Annotated in this window: 12 protein-coding genes, 1 pseudogene and 1 riboswitch; of the genes and pseudogenes, 9 read left to right on the top strand and 4 right to left on the bottom strand. The window is 71.7% G+C overall.

Annotated features, from left to right (window positions below; genetic code table 11):
• The first annotated feature begins 159 nt into the window (after positions 1–159).
• Positions 160–337: riboswitch (cobalamin riboswitch) on the top strand.
• A gap of 29 nt (positions 338–366) precedes the next feature.
• The 4 genes from EER30_RS36610 to EER30_RS36595 all read left to right on the top strand — a co-directional run bounded on the left by EER30_RS36610 (position 367) and on the right by EER30_RS36595 (position 3,609).
• A complete protein-coding gene (locus EER30_RS36610; protein WP_127505640.1) occupies positions 367–1,335 on the top strand; it encodes an ABC transporter substrate-binding protein in 969 nt (322 codons plus the stop codon).
• Positions 1,332–2,315 carry an iron chelate uptake ABC transporter family permease subunit gene (locus EER30_RS36605; RefSeq protein ID WP_127505725.1) on the top strand — a complete coding sequence of 328 codons (984 nt, stop codon included), beginning with the start codon at positions 1,332–1,334 and terminating at the stop codon, positions 2,313–2,315. Before EER30_RS36610 ends, EER30_RS36605 begins: the two co-directional genes overlap by 4 nt.
• On the top strand, positions 2,315–3,076 hold the full coding sequence (locus EER30_RS36600; protein ID WP_127505638.1) for an ABC transporter ATP-binding protein: 762 nt from the start codon (positions 2,315–2,317) through the stop codon (positions 3,074–3,076). The genes EER30_RS36605 and EER30_RS36600 overlap by 1 nt, the downstream gene beginning before the upstream one ends.
• Before the next feature lie 188 nt (positions 3,077–3,264).
• Positions 3,265–3,609: a PepSY domain-containing protein gene (locus EER30_RS36595; protein WP_127505636.1), complete on the top strand. Its 345-nt coding sequence runs from the start codon at positions 3,265–3,267 to the stop codon at positions 3,607–3,609.
• 85 nt (positions 3,610–3,694) lie between these two features.
• Here the strand turns inward: EER30_RS36595 and EER30_RS36590 are convergent, their stop codons facing one another.
• Positions 3,695–4,207 carry a GNAT family N-acetyltransferase gene (locus EER30_RS36590; protein WP_127505634.1) on the bottom strand — a complete coding sequence of 171 codons (513 nt, stop codon included), beginning with the start codon at positions 4,205–4,207 and terminating at the stop codon, positions 3,695–3,697.
• A gap of 445 nt (positions 4,208–4,652) precedes the next feature.
• Between EER30_RS36590 and EER30_RS36585 the strand changes: the two genes are divergently transcribed.
• Positions 4,653–5,189 carry a hypothetical protein gene (locus EER30_RS36585; RefSeq protein WP_127505632.1) on the top strand — a complete coding sequence of 179 codons (537 nt, stop codon included), beginning with the start codon at positions 4,653–4,655 and terminating at the stop codon, positions 5,187–5,189.
• Between the two features lie 846 nt (positions 5,190–6,035).
• Here the strand turns inward: EER30_RS36585 and EER30_RS36580 are convergent.
• Positions 6,036–6,347 carry a hypothetical protein gene (locus EER30_RS36580; RefSeq protein WP_205650573.1) on the bottom strand — a complete coding sequence of 104 codons (312 nt, stop codon included), beginning with the start codon at positions 6,345–6,347 and terminating at the stop codon, positions 6,036–6,038.
• Here EER30_RS36580 and EER30_RS50095 point away from each other — a divergent pair.
• Positions 6,339–7,289, top strand: a pseudogene (locus tag EER30_RS50095) (rhamnogalacturonan lyase family protein); the annotation flags it as partial. The gene EER30_RS36580 and the pseudogene EER30_RS50095 overlap by 9 nt on opposite strands.
• Before the next feature lie 88 nt (positions 7,290–7,377).
• A complete protein-coding gene (locus EER30_RS49045; protein ID WP_349290906.1) occupies positions 7,378–8,457 on the top strand; it encodes an ATP-binding cassette domain-containing protein in 1,080 nt (359 codons plus the stop codon).
• On the opposite strand, the gene EER30_RS36570 is transcribed toward EER30_RS49045, so the two are convergent.
• Complete coding sequence (locus tag EER30_RS36570) at positions 8,431–11,166, bottom strand: AAA family ATPase (RefSeq protein WP_349290905.1); 2,736 nt, start codon at positions 11,164–11,166, stop codon at positions 8,431–8,433. The two genes, EER30_RS49045 and EER30_RS36570, sit on opposite strands and share 27 nt — an antisense overlap.
• A gap of 81 nt (positions 11,167–11,247) precedes the next feature.
• The gene (locus EER30_RS36565; protein WP_127505628.1) at positions 11,248–11,853 is read right to left on the bottom strand and encodes a sigma-70 family RNA polymerase sigma factor; all 606 of its coding nucleotides are present in this window, start codon (positions 11,851–11,853) and stop codon (positions 11,248–11,250) included.
• Between the two features lie 195 nt (positions 11,854–12,048).
• Between EER30_RS36565 and EER30_RS36560 the strand changes: the two genes are divergently transcribed.
• Positions 12,049–15,546: an ATP-binding protein gene (locus EER30_RS36560; RefSeq protein ID WP_205650571.1), complete on the top strand. Its 3,498-nt coding sequence runs from the start codon at positions 12,049–12,051 to the stop codon at positions 15,544–15,546.
• Positions 15,547–15,593: 47 nt separating this feature from the next.
• On the top strand, positions 15,594–18,050 hold the full coding sequence (locus EER30_RS36555; RefSeq protein ID WP_127505624.1) for an excinuclease ABC subunit UvrA: 2,457 nt from the start codon (positions 15,594–15,596) through the stop codon (positions 18,048–18,050).
• The last annotated feature ends 66 nt before the right edge of the window (positions 18,051–18,116 follow it).

Below are 18,116 nucleotides of genomic sequence, written 5' to 3'. Positions count from 1 at the left end.
GAGCGCTCCCAGAGCAGCATCGCACCGATCTGTCCGGATATCAATCCTTGTCGATTATTGGGGGCGAACTACTTCTACCTCATCTGAACCGGGAACCGACGGCGGCCGGGCGTCGTGTGATCATCACGCCTCCGGCAGGCGTGGCGGCGGCGCGGGGTCGTACAGTGGCCTCGCCGTGGTGCTCGGGAAGCCGGTGAAGAAACCGGCGCGGCCCTCGCCACTGTGATCGGGAAGCTGGAGGCCACCCAAGGTCACTGGGCTCGCAAGAGCCTGGGAAGGCCGGCCACCGGCGCACCACCCCGTCAGCCAGGAGACCGGCCACGGCACCGAACGACCCGTCCACGAGGTGCTGGAAGGCGGTCCGCTGTGCGGTCTCCTGTGTCCTGGCGCGTTTTCGCGCCGTCCATCGTCGTCGCTCTGCTCGTGCTTACCGGCTGCGCCTCCGGAGACAACTCCGGCAGGGATGACAAAGCCCCCGCCCCCTCGCAGGCCGCCCCGATCACCAACTGCGGCACCCCGGTGCCGGTCAGCAAGCCGCCGGCCAAAGCGGTCACCATGAACCAGTCGGCCACCGAGATCATGCTGGCGCTCGGCCTGCAGGACCGGATGGCGGGCACGGCCTACCTCGACGACAAGGTGCTCCCCGACTTCGCGGACGCGTACGGGAAGATCCCGGTGCTGGCCAAGGAGTACCCGTCGAAGGAGAAGCTGCTCGAGACCTCCCCCGACTTCATCTACGCCTCGTTCAGCAGCGCGTTCGGCGACGAGGGCGTCGGCGACCGGGCCGAGTGGCAGAAGCTCGGCGTGGGCACGTACATCTCCCCCGCCGGTTGCCCGAAGGGGAGCCAGCCGGCCAAGCTCGGCCTCGACGACGTGTTCGGCGAGATCCGTGACGTGGCCACGCTGTTCGGCGTCCCCGAGCGAGCCGAGAAGCTGATCACCGAGCAGAAGAGCCGGCTCAAGAAGGCCCCCGCCGCCACGAAGGTCCTGTGGTGGGACGGCGGCAGCGACGCCCCCAGCGTCGGCGCCTGCTGCGGCGCCCCCGGCATGATCATGGACGCGGCCGGGGTCACCAACGTCTTCGCCGACGTCAAGGGCAACTGGGGCGACACGAGCTGGGAGGCCGTGGCCGAACGCAACCCCGACGTCATCGTGCTGGTCGACGCGAGCTGGGACCCGGCCGACAAGAAGGAGCAGTTCCTCGAGAAGAACCCGACCCTCAAGGACCTGCCGGCCGTCCAGCGGAAGAAGTACGTGGTCATCCCGTTCTCGTCCACGTCGGCCGGCGTCCGCAACGTGAGCGCCGTCGAGGACCTGGCCGGGGCCCTGAGCTGAAGACGCTGCTCACGGCCGCGCTGATCCTCTCGATCGGCGCGGCCGTCACCCTCGGCCCGGCCGACCTGTCCCTCGGTACGGTGTGGACGGTCGTCGCCGGTCATCTCGGCCTCACCGAACCGTCCGTCCCGCTGCTGCGCGACCACATCGTGTGGCAACTGCGGCTGCCCCGCGCCCTGGGTGCGGCCGTGGTCGGCGCGGGACTGGCCGTCACCGGCGCCGTGATGCAGACCGTCACCCGCAACTCGCTCGCCGACCCGTACCTGCTGGGGGTCTCCTCCGGCGCCGCACTCGGGGCCGTAGGGGTGATCGTGCTCGGCCTGGCCCACGGCGTCGCCGCTCTGACCGCCGGCGCGTTCCTCGGCGCCCTGCTGGCCTTCGGCGTCGTCGTAGCCCTGGCCGGCGGCTCGTCCCCCACCCGGGTCGTGCTCGCGGGTGTGGCGATCGGTCAGCTCTGCGCGGCCGTCACGTCGTTCGTCGTCATCTGGGCGGCCGAGCCGCACGCCACGCAGAGCATCACGTTCTGGCTCTCCGGCTCGCTGGCCCGCGTCGACTGGACCGCTCTGGCCTGGGCCTCGGCCACGCTCGCGGCAACTCTGGGCGTCGTGCTTCTCAAGGCCCGCGCGCTCAACGCGTTCGCGTTCGGCGAGGAGGCCGCCGCTTCTCTGGGCGTCGACGTCGGCCGCGTACGGTGGCTGCTGCTGGTCACCACCGCGCTGCTCACCGCCGTGCTCGTCGCCATCAGCGGCGCGATCGGCTTCGTCGGCCTGATCATCCCGCACGCCGTACGCTTCCTGACCGGCCCCGACCATCGCCGCGTGCTGCCGGTGGTCGCTCTCGCCGGCGCCATCTTCCTCGTCTGGGTCGACACAGCCGCCCGCACGGTCTTCGAGCCGCGCGAGCTTCCCGTCGGCGTGCTCACCGCGATCCTCGGCGTACCCGCGTTCGCCTTTCTGCTGCGCCGCGGGGGGACCCGCTGATGCTCGACATCGACGACGTCTCGTGGTCGGCCGGCGCGACCCGCATCCTGTACGAGGTGACCGCGGCCGTCCCGCGGGGCAGCCTGGTCGGTCTGCTCGGTCCCAACGGCTCCGGCAAGACCACTCTCGTACGGGCCGTGGCCGGTCTTCTCCGGCCCGCCCGCGGTCGCGTGACCCTCGGCGAGGACGACGTGGCCCAGCAGCCCCGCGCCGTCATCGCCCGCCGGATCGCCCTGCTGGCCCAGCACGCCGACACCGATCTCGACCTGACCGTCACCGACGTCGTGCTGCTCGGCCGTTTCCCGCACCGCCGTTCCCGCTGGTCGGACGGCAGCGACGACCACGAGATCGTCGAACGGGCCCTGCGCCGCGTCGACCTGGACGGCCTGGCCCACCGCAAGTGGCAGACCCTCTCCGGCGGCGAGCGGCAACGCGCCCAGCTCGCCCGCGCGCTGGCCCAGGAGCCCGAACTGCTGCTGCTCGACGAGCCGACCAACCACCTCGACATCGGCCACCAACTTCAACTGCTTTCCCTCGTACGCCGCTCCGGCGTCACGACCCTGGCGGCGCTGCACGATCTGAACCTGGCCACGATGTTCTGCGACAGCGTCGTGGTGCTCGACCAGGGTCGTGTCGTGGCCGCCGGGGAACCCGCGAAGGTGCTGACCCCGGCACTGCTGTCCGACGTGTACGGCGTCAACGCCGAGATCCTCGACCACGACGGCCGCCCGGTCATCGTCTATCGGAGGCCGCCCGCGTGAGCCGCGTCGTTCTTCCGGTGGCCCGCTCGGTCACCCATCACGACGGCACGACGCCGTAGACCGGCTGGCCGCTTCGGTCGGAGCCACCGCCTGTTTTCTCGACGGCGCCGCGCCCTCGCTGCACGCCGTTCTCGACGCAGTGCCCGACGGCGACGAGGTGGTGGTGCTCGCTCGGGGTCAGCGCGCACCTGGGCAACCTTTTCGGGCCGGCCAACCAGGTGCTGCTGGCTCTGCTCGCGGTCGGCGTCCTCTGCGTGATCGTCTGGGGCTACCGCATGTGGTGGCAACGACGCCCCACCCGCGTAGGCCGCGGCGCTCTCGTCGGTGCTCCCCCGGTCCCGCGTGGCGCGTGGCAGCAGCTCCCGCCGTGGACGATCGTCGTGGGCGTCCCGCTCGTCATCGCCCTCGGCTGGGTGATCCCTCTGTTCGGCATCCCGCTGGCCGGGTTCCTGCTGGTCGACATCTTGGTGGGCGCGTGGCGCTCCCGCCGGGGCCGGGCCGGCGATCCCGGTCTCACCGCCGCCGGCGGGTAGCTGCCCCACTGCCAGGTGGAGCCTAATCCGTCAGGCTCCACCCCGGCCTCGGCTGCGCGGTCCAGGTGCCGCTCAGCCTTCGGCATCACTGCTCCGGAACGTACGCGGCGGCGATGGGCGCAGCCACTCTCCAGCCGAGGGTTTCGTAAAGGTGGCGACCGTCGTCGGTGGCGACCAGCACGCCGGAGTCGGCGCCGAACTGAAGGCCGTGGAGTGCCAGCGTGCGCATGACAGCGCTGCCCAGCCCGCGGCGCCGGTGTTCGGGCGCGGTCTCGACCTGGTCGACGATGCCGAACGGGCCCGCGACCGCGAGCCTGCCGGACGCCGCGATCTGCCCCTCGTGACCGAGGATCGCAGCGCTGATGACCTGGCCGTCGATCTGGACGCTTGTGGTGTATGGCGGGGAAGGTTCGTCGGAGGCGGCACGGTATGCCGCGGTCATGAGGTAGCAGGGCTCTGCCGTCTTCCACTCGGGGGGAAGAGCGGCGCGCAGGTACGCCGGTTCCGTGGCGGCCTTTATCCATGTCCCAGGGGCGTTGTGACGGGCGCCGAGCCGCGCCAACGCCTGCTCGTCCCGGTCGTGAAGCACGTAGCGCATGCGGTGCGCACGTAGCCCCACGTCGACACGCCAGCCACCCGGAAATGCGGTGGGTGCGGGCGTTCCGCGAGAGATGGCCCAACCGTGGACCCACGCACTGACCAAGCGCGGCAGGGCGTCGGGAGAGTTCGCGCTTCCTGCGGTTGCCTCTACTTCGTGCTGCACGATCGTCCCACCTTGCTCGGCGATTCTTCAGACCGCGATCTTATTGCAAACTATTGGCAACAGAGCTGCGCGGTGATTCATGGCATCGAGCGTGGCGGATCGGACCAGTCCTCAGCACAGTCCTCAGCGCAGCGGACGAGCCGATCAGGTCTGAGATGGAGCCACGATCTCAGGTGCCGGCCCTCGGTTGCGCACGGTGGCCGGCCCGGGCGCCCGCCTCACACTGAACTGCCGAGAATCAGATGGCTCCGCAGCCGCGGTCACCGTTATCGTCCCAGGCATGGTGGTTCATGACGAGTCGGAGTGGCTGGCGGTGCTGCGAGCCCTCGACGAGCCCGGAGCACTGGGGCAAGCGGTGGGCCTGGAGTTTCCCCGCGACTTCGACCGCGCGGCGACGCAACTGCGATTCGAGCAGCTCACGACGCGGTTGAGTGACATCTTCGGCGGCCCGCTCATCCCCGGGCAGGGAGCGCACCAGGATTCTTCCCGCTTCGGCGAGATTCGCATACCGCCCGAGTACACGACGACACGCGCCAAGCGCACCCGTATCCGCTTTCCGGTCATCGTGGGCGTGAGCAACTTCGGCAACCTAGCCACATGCTGGGCGGGACGAGATTCGCTGTCGCCAGACACCCTGACGGTGCCCGCGCCGCCGCTGCACCTCGACGACCGCGCCCGGGTCGAAGAGGCACTGACCGACCTTGGCTATCGTTCCGTCCCCCACGGCATCCTCCAGACCGGGTACGACGGGCCGAACCAGTGGGTCTTTGGTGATCGAAACGAAACGTGGTTCATCCGATACTTCGCCGAACTCTGACGCCTGGACGGCATCCGGACCTGCCGCTGAGCGGGCGCGGCGATTCAACGGGCGGTGACGCTCGTTCATCGGCGTCAGGCTGCCCGACGTGTTGAAGTGCCAATGGCCGACGCAGCGGTTCTCGCCGCCGCGTGACTGCCGGTCTGTTCAGCCTCAGCGTGACAACCGGGGTGGATTGTGTCGACGAGGCCGGGGCATGGTGATCCGATGAATCCCGCCTTCGTTCTCGTGCACAGTCCATCGGTCGGTCCGCGGACGTGGGCACCGATAAAGACCAGACTTGACGTCAGTGGCGCGGTGACGACGGTGCCGAGCCTCGTGGGCGTCGCCAATGCCGGACCACCGTTCTGGAAAGAGGTTTCCCGGGTCACTCGGGAGGCCATCGACCAGCTACCGGCTGATCAGCCGATCGTGATCGTGGCGCACAGCAACGCCGGTCTGTTTGTTCCTGTCATCGTCACCTCGGCGCCGCGCCCTGTTGCCGGGTGCCTCTTCGTCGATGCGGCATTGCCGTCAGTGCCCGGCCCTACGCCTGTGGCGACGCTGGAACTCTTGGAGTTTCTGCGCCCGAAGGTGGTCGACGGGCGGCTGCCGCAGTGGACGGCATGGTGGGACGAAGAGGACGTCGCACCCATGTTCCCGGACGCCGATGTGCGCCGAGCGGTGTCCGCTGAGCAACCTCGACTGCCGCTGAGTTACTACGAGGAACTGGTGCCCGTGCCTCTCGGCTGGGACACCAACCCATGCGGTTATCTGCTGTTCGGTCCGCCGTACGAAGCGATGGCGCGCGACGCCGCGCGACGCGGGTGGCTCGTCGAGCAGATTGAAGGGCTGCACCTTCACGCACTAGGTGTCGTATTCGCCGTTCCACGGCTCATGGAATCCAAGTCCCTGTGGGTAGAGCTCGGCCCATGGCCCGCCATGGCCCTCGTCCGGGTCGTCCGTGGTCTCATCGATGAGGCCAAAGACGACGTTGTCGAAGTCGACGCGGAAGGGCCGGATGGCGATATTGCAGTTCGTGACCGCCTCGAGGCCGGCCAGCCAGTCCGACAAGACCTGCTCGGCGGCCTCGACGGCTGCGGGGCTGTCGCCCCTGAAGCCGGTGAACCGGAGGTTCGAGCCAGTGTGGTGCCCGCTTTCGTCGAAGAGATGGAGCACCGCGTAGATCCGCTGCTGGTTCCGCCAGTCGTGACCTGGCCTGACGCCTTCCTGGTAGGCGCCGGTGATGTCGGCGAAGAACTGTCCGCCCGCATGCCGTCCGATGCGGCCCGTACGGTAATCGGGCTCGTACTTGATCGGGATGACGTCTGGGAGTCGCACGGCGCGGATCATAGCCAGTATCGCCCGGCGTCCGCTCATAGCCGCAGACACGAGCTCGACGGCACCCTGCGGCATCGCATCGATCTCGGGGTCGACATCCGGGCCGGGGCGCACTACACCCAGTTCCTCGTCTACGACTTCGACGGCGACGGGCGGGCCGAGATCATGATGAAGACCGCGCCGGGCACCCGGGACGGCCGGTCGCGTTTCGTCACCATGCCGGCGGCCGACGTGCGGGCCGGCCGGAAGCACACCGACGACTACCGCCTCAGCGCCGCCGGCTACTACCAGCATCTGGTCACGATGTTCCAGGGCTGGCACGCGCACCCCGAAGTGGTCGCTCAACGATGGCCGCGCACCCTCGAAGAGGCGTTCGGCATCGCACCCGCCTACCCCTATCCGCTGAGCCGCGCCGACGCCGGGAAGCTCGCCGACCATTTCATCGACGTCTACGCCCCGGCCCGCAGCGCCCGCAACAACCTGCGCGCCTTCGAGGGTTTCGTCGTCGACGGCCCCGAATATCTGACCGTCTTCGAGGGAGCGACCGGCCGCGAGCTCGAGACGATCCGTTACAAGCCGGGACGCCACGACGACGGTCTGATGTGGGGCGACTACGCCATGCCGCGCATCGAGCCCGCCAACCGCGTCGACCGTTTCCTGGCCGCCGTCGCCTATCTCGACGGCCGCCACCCGAGCGCCGTTCTCGCGCGCGGCTGTTACACGCGTTCGACCCTGGTGTCGTACCGATGGAATGGTCGCCACCTGGTCGAGGACTGGTTCGTGGACAGCGGTTTCGTGCCCATGACGAACCCGTTCAACGACACGCCGCACGGGTCGCGACGGGAGCCTGCTCTATTCGTCGTTCGGCGTGCTCCCCGAGGGCAGCGCCGCGCCGGGGCAAAGCGTACGGCTGGGGCATGGAACGCCATGCACGTCACCGACATCGATCCCGACCGCCCCCGGCCTCGAGATCTTCACCGTGCACGAGAACGGCACCTCAGCCCCGTACGGAATGGCCATGCGCGACACGAGAACCGGGGAGGTGCTGTTCGGGTCGTACTCGGGGCGCGACACCGGGCGCGGCATGGTCGGCAACGTGCTGCCCGAGGAGCGCGGGATCGAGGCGTGGGCGAGCATGCCGGGCGGCTCCGAGGCGCTGGGGCTGCACACGGCGAAGGGTGTCGTACGGCCGGGCGCGATTCCGGGCACGAATCAGAGCATCAGGTGGGCCGCTGATCTGACCACTCAGATCGTCAACGGCGCGGGCGAGGTGACGCCGACGATCGACGACTGTCGGCGCGGCCCGCGGCTTCTATCTCGCGTCGGACACCGACTGGGGCAGGATTGCGGCGTGACCCTCGTACGCGTGGTGGATGTGACCCATCGGGTCCTCAGCGACGTCAGCCTGTCTCTGCCCGCGGCCCGGCTCGCCGCGCTGGCCGGGCGCTCCGGGTCGGGCAAGTCGACGCTGTTGCATCTGATGGCGGGGCTGATGGCGCCGGTGAAGGGCGAGGTGACGATCGCGGGCGAGCCGGCCCACCTGGTGAACGACTGGGCGAAGGTGTCGCTGCTCCCCCAGCGCGCGGCCCTGGCGCCCGAGCTGACCGTGGCCGAGAACGTGCTGCTGCCCGCCCGGCTGCGCGGCTACGAGCCCGATCCCGAGCTGTTGCCCCGTCTGGGTCTCGACGCGCTGGCCGACCGCCCGGCGCACGACACGTCGCTCGGCGAGCAGCAACGCACCGCGCTGGCCCGCGCGCTCGTGCTGTCGCCGGTCGTGGCGCTGCTCGACGAGCCGACCGCCCATCAGGACGACGACCACGTCGAGCTGGTGACCACCGCCCTGACCGCCGCTGTCGCCGCCGGCACCCTGGTCGTCGTGGCCACCCACGACCGGCGCATCATCGACCTGGCCGACGAGCTGCTACCCCTGAGAAATGGACGAGTCTAGGGCCGACTTGAGCTCCCGCCGGTTCGCGATGCCGAGCTTCGTGAACACCTTGCGCAGGTGCCATTCGACCGTGCGGGCACTCAGGAACAGCTCGGCGCCGATCTCCGCGTTGGACTGGCCGTCGCGCGCGCGGCGGGCGATCTGCCGTTCCTGCGGGGTCAGCTCGACCGGGGTCACCGCCGTCGCCGGGCCGCGCACCTGGTCGCGCAGCTCGCGGCGGGCGCGCTCGGCGAACGCCGCGGCACCGAACGAGCGGAACATCTCGTACGCGGTGCGCAGTGGAACGCGGGCGGCGGCGGTGCGGCCCGACGCGTGCAGCCACTCGCCGTAGAGCAGGTGGGTCCGGGCCGCGAGGAACGCCGCGCGGCAGCCTTCCAGAATCACGATCGCCGACCGGAAGAGGCGTTCGGCCTCGGGCCCGTCGGTGAGCAGGGCGCGCGAGCGGGCCTCGGCGCCGCGGCCCCAGTCGGTGTCGCTCGGTCCGGTGCGCGAGGTCAGCCGGTCGAGGGCGGCCAGCGCACCGTCACGGTCGCCGCTGAGCGCGGCCGCCTCGACCAGTTCGACCAGGGCCCAGTTCGCGAAGCCGGTCTCCGGCCGGTACGCGGTGGCGCGCTCGGCCGCCGCGCGGGCCTCGGTGTAGCGGCCCAGACCGTTGTTGAGCACCGCGGCCGACAGGTGCACCACGGTGAAGACCGACCCCTCGCGTCGTTCGGTCACCCCGTCGCCGACCAGCGGGACGAGCCGGTTCACGGTTTCCTCGTCGCCCTGCCAGGCGGCCACGGCGAGGGCCGCGCAGGCCGGCTGCACGTCGCCGGTGGCCACGCCGACCGACTCGACCTCGTCGACCAGGGCGCCCGCCTGGGCGAGTTCGCCCTGGTGCAGGTGCAGGGCGAGGCGCTGGTAAAGCAGGTACGACATGGTGGCGAGCGCGCCGGTGCCGCGGGCCATCCGCAGGTTGCGGGCGGTCAGCGCCTGCCAGACCTCGTCGTCCCAGACGGCGTGGGCGGCGTGCGAGACGACGTAGCCGAGATGCAGGGCCTCGCCGGGGGTGAAGTCGCCGTCGCGGAACCCGGCCAGGGCCTGCCGCACGAGCGGGGCGCCCTTGTCGAACCCGTCGGAGAACAGGTGGGCCAGGCCGTCGAGCAGCCGGTCGGGCGGGCCGGGTTCGCCGGGCGCGGGTGGGGCGTCCAGTGCCGCGGCGGCCACCTCGGCCAGTCCGACGTCGGTGGCGAACCGGCCGACCAGCACCGCGGCCGCGAACGCCTCCAGGTAGGCCTCGCGGGCCAGGCCGGCGTCGAGCGGTTCGAGCCGGCGGGCGGCCGCGATCAGCAGGCCGGGCGCCTCGGGCGTGCGGGACGAGGCGAACGCCATCTGGGCCCGCAGCAGGCCGACGCGGGCGGCCCGGGCCTCGCCGGGCGGGCCCGCCTCGGCCCGCGCGAGCAGCGTGGACGCGGCCTCGGGGGCGCCGGCCTGATATTTGGCGCGGGCCGCGGCGAGCTGCCGTTCGGCGCCGCGCATGGGGTCGGCGGTGAGCTCGGCGGCCCGCTCCAGGAACGCGGCGGCCGCGGCCAGCCCGCCTCGGGCCTGGGCGCGGCCGGCCGAGGCCTCCAGCGCGGCGGCCACTGCCTCGTCGGCACCGTCGGTCGCATAGGCGCGGTGCCAGACCTGCCGGTCGGGGTCGACGGTGGGGAAGGTCGCCTCGGCCAGCGCGTGGTGGACGCGCCGCCGCTGTTCGGGCGACGCCGCGCCGTAGACGGCCGAGCGCACCAGCGTGTGCCGGAAGACCACGCGGACGCCGATCTGCAGCAGCCCGGCCGACTCGACCTCGTCGCCCGCCTCACGGCCCAGCCCGAGCAGCCGCGCGGCCCGCCAGAGCAGGGACGAGTCGCCCACCGGGTCGGCCGCGGCGAGCAGCAGCAGCGTACGGGCCGGCTCGGACAACTCCTCGGCGCGACGCTGGAAGCTGTCCTGGATGCAGCCGGTCAGCCGCGGCAGCCGGAAACCGCCGGCCAGGCTCACCGGCGACCAGCGCAGCGGCAGCTCGAGCAGGGCCAGGGGGTTGCCGCGGGCCTCGGCCAGGATCGCCTCGCGCACGCCCTGGTCGAGCGGCCAGCGTACGACCGAGGCGAGCAGCTCACGAGCCTCGGCGTCGCGCAGACCGCCGACCGGCAGGCCGGGCAGGCTGCGCAGATGCTGGACGGCGTCGCCGGCGGGTTCGCGTACGGCGAAGAGCATGAGGATCGATTCCGCGCCGAGGCGGCGGGCCACGAAGGTGAGCGTCTGCGAGGAGGCGAGGTCGAGCCACTGCGCGTCGTCGATCACGCAGAGCAGCGGCCGCTCGGCGGCGGCCTCGGCGAGCAGGCTGAGCACGGCCAGGCCCACGAAGAACGGGTCGGGCGCGACCCCGGCCCGCAGGCCGAACGTGGTGCGAAGGGCGTCGCGCTGCGGGGCCGGCAGCCGGTCGAGGTGGTCGAGCAGCGGGCCGCAGAGCTGGTGCAACGCCGCGAAGGGCAGCTCCATCTCCGACTCGATGCCGGCGACCCGGGCCACCCGCATGCGGCGCGCCGCGGCGGTGGCCACCTCGTCGAGCAGGGCGGTCTTGCCCATGCCGGCCTCACCCAGGAGCACCAGGGCGCCGCTGCGGCCGGCCGCGACCGCGTCGAGCAGTCCGTTCAACGCCGCCTGCTCATGACCCCGTCCTCGCAACACCGGGACATCTTTGCCCATCGCGCCCGCCCCGAGCAACATAAGAGCAGGTCAGGGCAGTGATGGCGGCCGATGGGGCACAGTTCAGCCGCGGGCCAGCAGGGCGAGGGCGGCCGGGTCGCCGGTGCGGCTCACCACGAGGAAGGCGGCGAGCAGCCGTACGCGGTCGTTGGAGGCGGCGGGCTTGCCGCGGCCCTCGTTCAGGCGGGTGCGGGCGCGGCGCACGAGCTGACGGGTGTTGGTCTCGGTCAGGCCGAGCGCCTCACCGATCTGCCGGTGCGGATAGCCGAACGCCTCCCGCAGCACGAACGCGGCACACTCGCGCGGGGTGAGCCGTTCGACCAGCACGAGCAGCGCGGCCCGCAGCTCCTCGGTGCGTTCGAGTTGCTCCGCGGGGTCGGCGCCGCGGTCGGCCCGTTCGACCGGCCATTCGCCCGGCGAGCCGCGGTGACGAACGTACGCGGTCTGGATGGCGTTGATCGACAGGCGGGTGGTCGTGCTGGTCAGGAACGCCGGGACGTTGCGGATGACGGTGCGGTCGGTGTGGTCCCACCGCAGCCAGGCGTCCTGCACGACGTCCTCGGCATCGGACTCGCCGCCGACGATGCGTCGCGCCGTATGCAACAGCCGGTCGCGCACCTCGAGGAAGTCGTCGAGGTGGGCCGGCCGTTCGAGCACTGCTTCTGACACAGGTTTCTCCCCAGGGTGACGGTGACGCTCAGGACGCTAGGGAGACGCAGGTCAGAAGCAGTGCTTCGGGAAGTGACGAACGAGTGACACGCGATGTGCCGGGGATCACCACCACGGATGTCACAAGCGCGGAGGCCACCGTGTCTGCGCTGCAAAAGGAACGCCTGCACTGCACCCGAGTGGACGGAGGAAACGGTGACGGTCGTGAAGTTCCAGATCCTCGGTCCCGTACGGGTGCGGCGCGGCTCGGCGGACCTCGACCTGGGCGGCCGTCAGCAGCGCCTCGTGCTCGCGATGCTGCTGGCCAACGCCGGTTCGGTGGTCAGCGTGAGCGAGCTGGTCGACACCCTCTGGGAGGAGGAGCCGCCGACCAGCGCCGTCAACGTCGTGCACCGCTACATCGGCATGCTCCGCCGCCTGTTCGAGCCGGGCCTGCCGATCCGGGCCACGGGTGACTATCTGGTGCGGCAGGCCGCCGGCTACCAGCTACGCGTCGACGACGATTCCCTCGACCTGCTCAGATTCCGTACGCTCGTACGCCGCGCCCGCGAAAGCGGTGACCAGCTTCGCGCCGTCGCCCTGTTCACCGAGGCGCTCTCGCTGTGGCAGGGCCGGCTGGCCGCCGGGCTGGAGCCCACGTCGCAGACCCATCCCGTGTTCATCGGGGTCGAGGCCGAGCGGGCCCAGACCGTCCGCGAGGCCGCCGACACCGCGCTGCACAGCGGCCAGGCCCGGCTGGTCATCCCCGCGCTGCGCCAGGCCACCGGGCAGGACCCGCTCAACGAGGCGCTGCAGGCGCGGATGCTGCTGGCCCTCGCGGCCGACGGCCGGCAGGCGGAGGCGGTCGACCTGTTCCGGGCCGTACGGGTGCGGCTGCGCGACGAGCTGGGCATCAGCCCGGGCGCCGAGCTGCAGGACGCGTACGACCGTCTGCTGCACCAGCGGGCCGGGGCGAGACCCCTGCCCGAGCCGTACGGGGTGGCGCCCGCCCCGGCGACGCGGTCGGAGCTGGTCGGCCGCGACGAGGAGCAGATCGTGCTGCGCCGCCTGCTGACCGGCGCGACGGCCGGGCGTGGGGCCGCCGTGCTGGTCACCGGCAGCGCCGGGGTCGGCAAGTCGGCGCTGCTGCGTGCGGCCGGCAACGAGGCCGCCGAGCGCGGCTTCACCGTGCTGTCCACGGCCGGGGTCGAGACCGAGCGGTGGTTCCCGTTCGCCGCGCTGCACCTGCTGCTGCAACCGTTGACCACCGCCATCGACAGCCTTCCCGAGTCGCACCGGCTGGTGCTGCGGGGCGCGTTCGGGGCGGTCGACAGTCAGCCGGACGCCTACCGCGTCGCCTTCGCCGTGCTCGAACTGCTCGCCGACGCGGCCGACCGGCAACCGCTGCTGCTGCTCTGCGACGACCTGCAGTGGTTCGACACCCCCAGCCGTGAGGTGCTCGGCTTCGTCGCCCGGCGGGTCCGCGACCACGCGATGCTGGTCGTCGGCTCGGTGCGCGGCGAGGCCGCCGACTGGCTCGCCGGCACCGACTATCCGCAGCTCGACCTCGCGCCGCTGCCGCTCGGGGAGGCCACCGAACTGCTCGACTCGCGGGCGCCCGAGCTCACGCCGCCGGTGCGCGCGCTGATCCTGGAACGGTCGGCCGGCAACCCACTCGCGCTGGTCGAACTGCCCAAGGCCGTCCACGGGGGCGCCGAACGTGGCTACGACCTGCCCCTCACCCAGCGCCTGGAGGCCGCGTTCGCCGCCCGCACCGGTGAGGTGAGCGCCGCTTGCCGCACGTTCCTGCTGGTCGCCGCGGCCGAGCCGACCGCGCCGCCGGCCCGGCTGCTGGCCGTGGCCAGCCGCCTCGTCGGGTCCCCGGTGACCTGGGAGACGGCGCGCGAGGCGGTCGAGTCCGGAATGTTGACGCCCTCACACGAACGGATCGAGTTCCTGCATCCGCTGATGCGCTCGGCCGTGCACAACCGGGCCACCCTGGGCGACCGGCTGGCCGCGCACCGGGCCCTGGCCGCCGAGTTCGCCGACGACCCGGAACGCCGGCTCATCCACCTCGCGGCGGCGTCGTTCGGCCCCGACGACGGCCTGGCCGCCGAGCTCGAGCAGTTCGCCGACGGCGCGCAGGACCGCGGGCAGGTCGCGGCGGCCGTGCCCGCCCTGAGCCGGGCGGCCGGCCTGGTCACCGACCCGCGCCGGCGCACCCGCATCCTGATCCGCGCGGCCGAGCTGGCCGGCGACCTCAACGACCGCTACCAGACCCGGCTGCTGCTCGAACGGGCCGACCTGGCCGAGGTCGGGCCGATCGAACGGGCCCGGCTGCTGCTCGTCTCGGACAACGCCGCGTTCGACCCGGGCGAGCCCAGCCGGCGCATCCACGACATGGTCGGCGCGGCCGCCGGGGCGTACGACGTGGGGGCCCGCGACGTGGCCGAGAACCTGCTGTGGCGGGCCGCGGCGCGCTGCTTCTTCCAGGACGGCGACGAGCACACCCGGGCCGAGACCGGCGCCGAGCTGATCCGGTCAGGGGTCGACCCGGACAGTCCGCTCGCCGTGACGATCCGCGCGTACACCGAGCCCTACCGCCACGGCGTCGACGTCCTCGACCGCCTGCACCGCTTCACCCCGGACCCGCAGGACGGCCGCAGCCTGCACTTCCTCGGCTCCGGGGCGATGGTCATCGGGGACTTCACCCACGCCGGGCGCCACCTCGAGCAGGCGGCCGCCGTCTGGCGCGAGCAGGGACGCCTCGGGCTGCTGGCGCGCTCGCTGGCCGGCTCGTGGCCGCGCGTCTACCTCGGCGGGCTCGAACAGGCCCGCGACGAGTCCGAGGAAGGCTACGGGCTGGCCCAGGAGACCGGCGAGACGATCGCGCTACTCGGGCTGACCGCCACGAAGGCGCTGTCGGCCGTGCTGCGCGGCGACTCCTCGACGGCGGAGCAGGCCGTCAAGGAGCTGCGCGCCGACGCACTCTTCCCGCACATGCCGTTCGCCACCGTGATGGCCCAGCAGGTCGACGGTCTGCTCGCGCTCTTCGGCGACCGGCCCGAGGAGGCGTACGAGATCCTGGCTCGCGTCTTCGACCCGGCCGACCCGCATCACCACTCGGTGAGCTGCTGGCTGGTCGCCCCCGACCTGGCCGACGCCGCCGTGGCCGCCGGGGAGACCGCGCACGCCCGCAAGCTGCTGGCCGACCTGCCCCGCCTGGCCCGTTGCCTGCCGTCGGAGATGATGACGTCGGCCGCCGTCTACACCGCCGCCGTGCTGGGCGAGGACGACCGGCTGTTCGACGCCGCCCTGCCGACCGGCTGCCGTCTGGTCCGCGCCCGGCTGAGGCTGCAACACGCGCGCCGGGTCGGCAACGCTCCCGAGCTGCTGCGCGCGGCCCGCGACGAGTTCGACCTGATGGGCGCCCGCCCGTTCGCCGAGGCGGCCCGCGACGAGCTGCGCGCGACCGGCGCGGACGGCGGACGACGCCGGCCGGTGCTGAGCGAGGGCCTCTCGGCGCAGGAGATGCGGATCGCGCTGCTCGCCTCGCAGGGCATGAGCGACGAGGAGATCGCCCGGCGCCTGTTCATCTCGCACCGCACGGTCGGCTCGCATCTCGACCAGATCTATCCCCGGCTCGGCGTACGCGGCCGCGGTGATCTCGCAACCGCGCTGCCCCGAGCAGCCGTGCTCCCCCCGGCCGTGTGACGGGAACTACTGCGCGTCACCGCCCGGACCGGCTATGACCGATAGCTATGAAGCTGCCGCCGCTGCCCGACACGCTGCCCCGGTTCATCGAGGCCCGCGGCGTCCGGCACAACACCCTGCGCGACCTCGATGTCGACGTGCCCCTCTGGCGTACGGTCGTGGTCGCCGGGGTGTCCGGCTCAGGCAAGACGTCGCTCGCGATGGGCACGTTGTACGCCGAAGGGCTGCACCGCTTCCTCGAGGGCCTCAGCACGTACAGCCGAAGGCGCCTCACCCAGGCCGAACGGCCCGACGCCGACCGCATCGACCACCTGCCGCCCGCCCTCGCATTACGCCAGCGCCCGCCGGTGCCCGGCCCGCGCAGCACGGTCGGCACGATGAGCCAGGTCCTCAATGTGCTGCGGCTGATCATGTCGCGGCTGGGGACGCACATCTGTCCCAACGGCCACGAGGTGCCACCGTCGATCGCCACCCAGGCGATGGAGATCCACTGCCCGACGTGCAGCATCGCGTTCGAGGCCCCGGGCGCGGAGTCGTTCGCGTTCAACTCGATCGGCGCGTGCCCGCGCTGCGGCGGCATCGGGACGGTCTTCGAGGTCGACCCGGTGCTGCTGGTCCCCGACCAGGACAAGACGATCGCCGAAGGAGCCGTGCTTTCCTGGAACGTGGGCGGCCGCCGGCTCAGCATGTACGCCGCGGGTGAGCTGGGCGTCCGGCTCGACGTGCCGTACCGTTCCCTGACCGGCGACGAGAAGAACCAGGTCCTGCACGGCGAGCCGGTGAAGCAGATCGTGACAGTTTCCGGACGCAACGGGCGGCAGGTGCAGCTCAATGTGACCTACGACAACGCCATCACGGCGGCCGAGAAGTCTTCGAACAGCAAGTTCCTGGATTCGCACACGTGCCCGATCTGCCATGGCACCCGGCTCAGCCCGAAAGCGCTGCGGTCCCGGCTCGACGGCCGCAGCCTCGGCGAGATCAGCGCCCTCGACCTCGACCACCTGCTCGGCTTCGCCCACGGGCTGCCGCCGCTCATGCCCGACGAACTGTCGCGCATGACCACCGGGCTGGTCGGCGAACTGACCGGGGCGATCGGCCCGCTGCTCGACGTCGGGCTCGGCTACCTGGGCCTCGACCGGGCCGGCTCGACCCTGTCAACCGGCGAGCGGCAGCGCATCGAGCTGACCTCGACCGTACGGGCCAACACGACCGGCATGCTCTACGTGCTCGACGAACCGTCGGTCGGCCTGCACCCGAGCAACGTGGAGGGTCTGCGCAAGACGATCGGCGCGCTCGCCGGCAACGGCAACTCGGTGGTCGTCGTCGAGCACGACCTCGACATGATCCGCACCGCCGACTGGATCATCGAGATGGGTCCCGGGGCAGGCCGGCTCGGCGGGACGGTCGTGGCCGAGGGGACGCCCTCCCAGATCGCCAAGAACCGCAAGTCGCTGATCGGCCCGTTCCTGGCCGGCGGCCCGGCGGTGACCCGGCCGCCGCAGCCGCTGCCGTCGACATCGGTTCTTCTCGCCGTCTCGGACCTCTACAACCTGCACGACGTGACGGCCCGCTTCCCGATCAACCGGCTGACCGCGCTGGCCGGGCCGTCGGGGGCGGGTAAGACCGCGCTCGTGCTCGACAGCCTTGTGCCCGCACTGCGCGCTTCCCTGGGTGGGGCTGCGCTGCCGGGTCACGTCGCGTCGCTCGACCCCGCTTCCGTGCGGCAGGTCGTCGAAATCGACGCCACCCCGATCGGGCTCAACGCGCGCAGCACTCCCAGCACCTACTCGGGCGCTTTCGACGCTGTTCGCGCCCACTTCGCCGCGGCGTCGGGCCTCACCCCGGGCCACTTCTCGTTCAACACCAAGGAAGGCCAGTGCCCGACCTGCCGCGGGCTCGGCACCATCGACCTCGACGTGCAATACCTGCCCGACATCAACGTCACCTGCCCGACATGTCACGGCCACCGGTTCAACCCCGCCAACCCGGTCGTACGGGTCGACGGCCTCACGATCAGCGACGTCCTCGAACTGACCGTCCGCGAAGCCCTCGACCACTACGCGGACACGCCCGCGATCGCGCGGCCGCTGCGCCCGATCGTCGACGTGGGACTCGACTACCTGCGCCTGGGCGAACCCACCCCGTCCCTGTCCGGCGGCGAGTCCCAACGTCTGCGCATCGCGGCCCGCCTGCGCAGCAGCCAGCGCAACGTCCTCTACGTCCTGGACGAGCCTTCGACGGGTCTGCACCCGCTGGACATCCGTACGCTGGTAGGCGTCTTCGATCGTCTCCTGGCCGACGGTGCGACCATAGTCGTGATCGACCACGACCTGGACGTCCTGGCCGCAGCCGACCACATCATCGACATGGGACCCACCGGCGGCCCCGACGGCGGCCGCATAGTCGCCCAAGGCACCCCCGCTTCCGTCGCAGCCGACCCGCACAGCGTCACCGGCCCCTACCTGGCCTCCCACCTGAGCCGCGACTCCCTCGACCGGCTTTAAGATGCGGCCGTGACATACGTCCTCGCCGAGGCCGACCTGGTCTGGAACCGGGCGATGTCCGATCAC

The sequence above is a fragment of the Actinoplanes solisilvae genome (genome assembly GCF_003999975.1).
In the GTDB taxonomy this organism is placed as follows: Bacteria; Actinomycetota; Actinomycetes; order Mycobacteriales; family Micromonosporaceae; genus Actinoplanes; species Actinoplanes solisilvae.
Note: the sequence above shows the minus strand (reverse complement) of the source record. Positions and strands in the feature narration are given on the sequence as shown.

Bases quoted from the DNA above. Each gene is read 5' to 3' on its own strand.
- EER30_RS36600 (WP_127505638.1), top strand. From the start codon at position 2,315: ATGCTCGACATCGACGACGTCTCGTGGTCGGCCGGCGCGACCCGCATC.
- EER30_RS36590 (WP_127505634.1), bottom strand. From the start codon at position 4,207: ATGCGCTACGTGCTTCACGACCGGGACGAGCAGGCGTTGGCGCGGCTC.
- EER30_RS36585 (WP_127505632.1), top strand. From the start codon at position 4,653: ATGGTGGTTCATGACGAGTCGGAGTGGCTGGCGGTGCTGCGAGCCCTC.
- EER30_RS36555 (WP_127505624.1), top strand. From the start codon at position 15,594: ATGAAGCTGCCGCCGCTGCCCGACACGCTGCCCCGGTTCATCGAGGCC.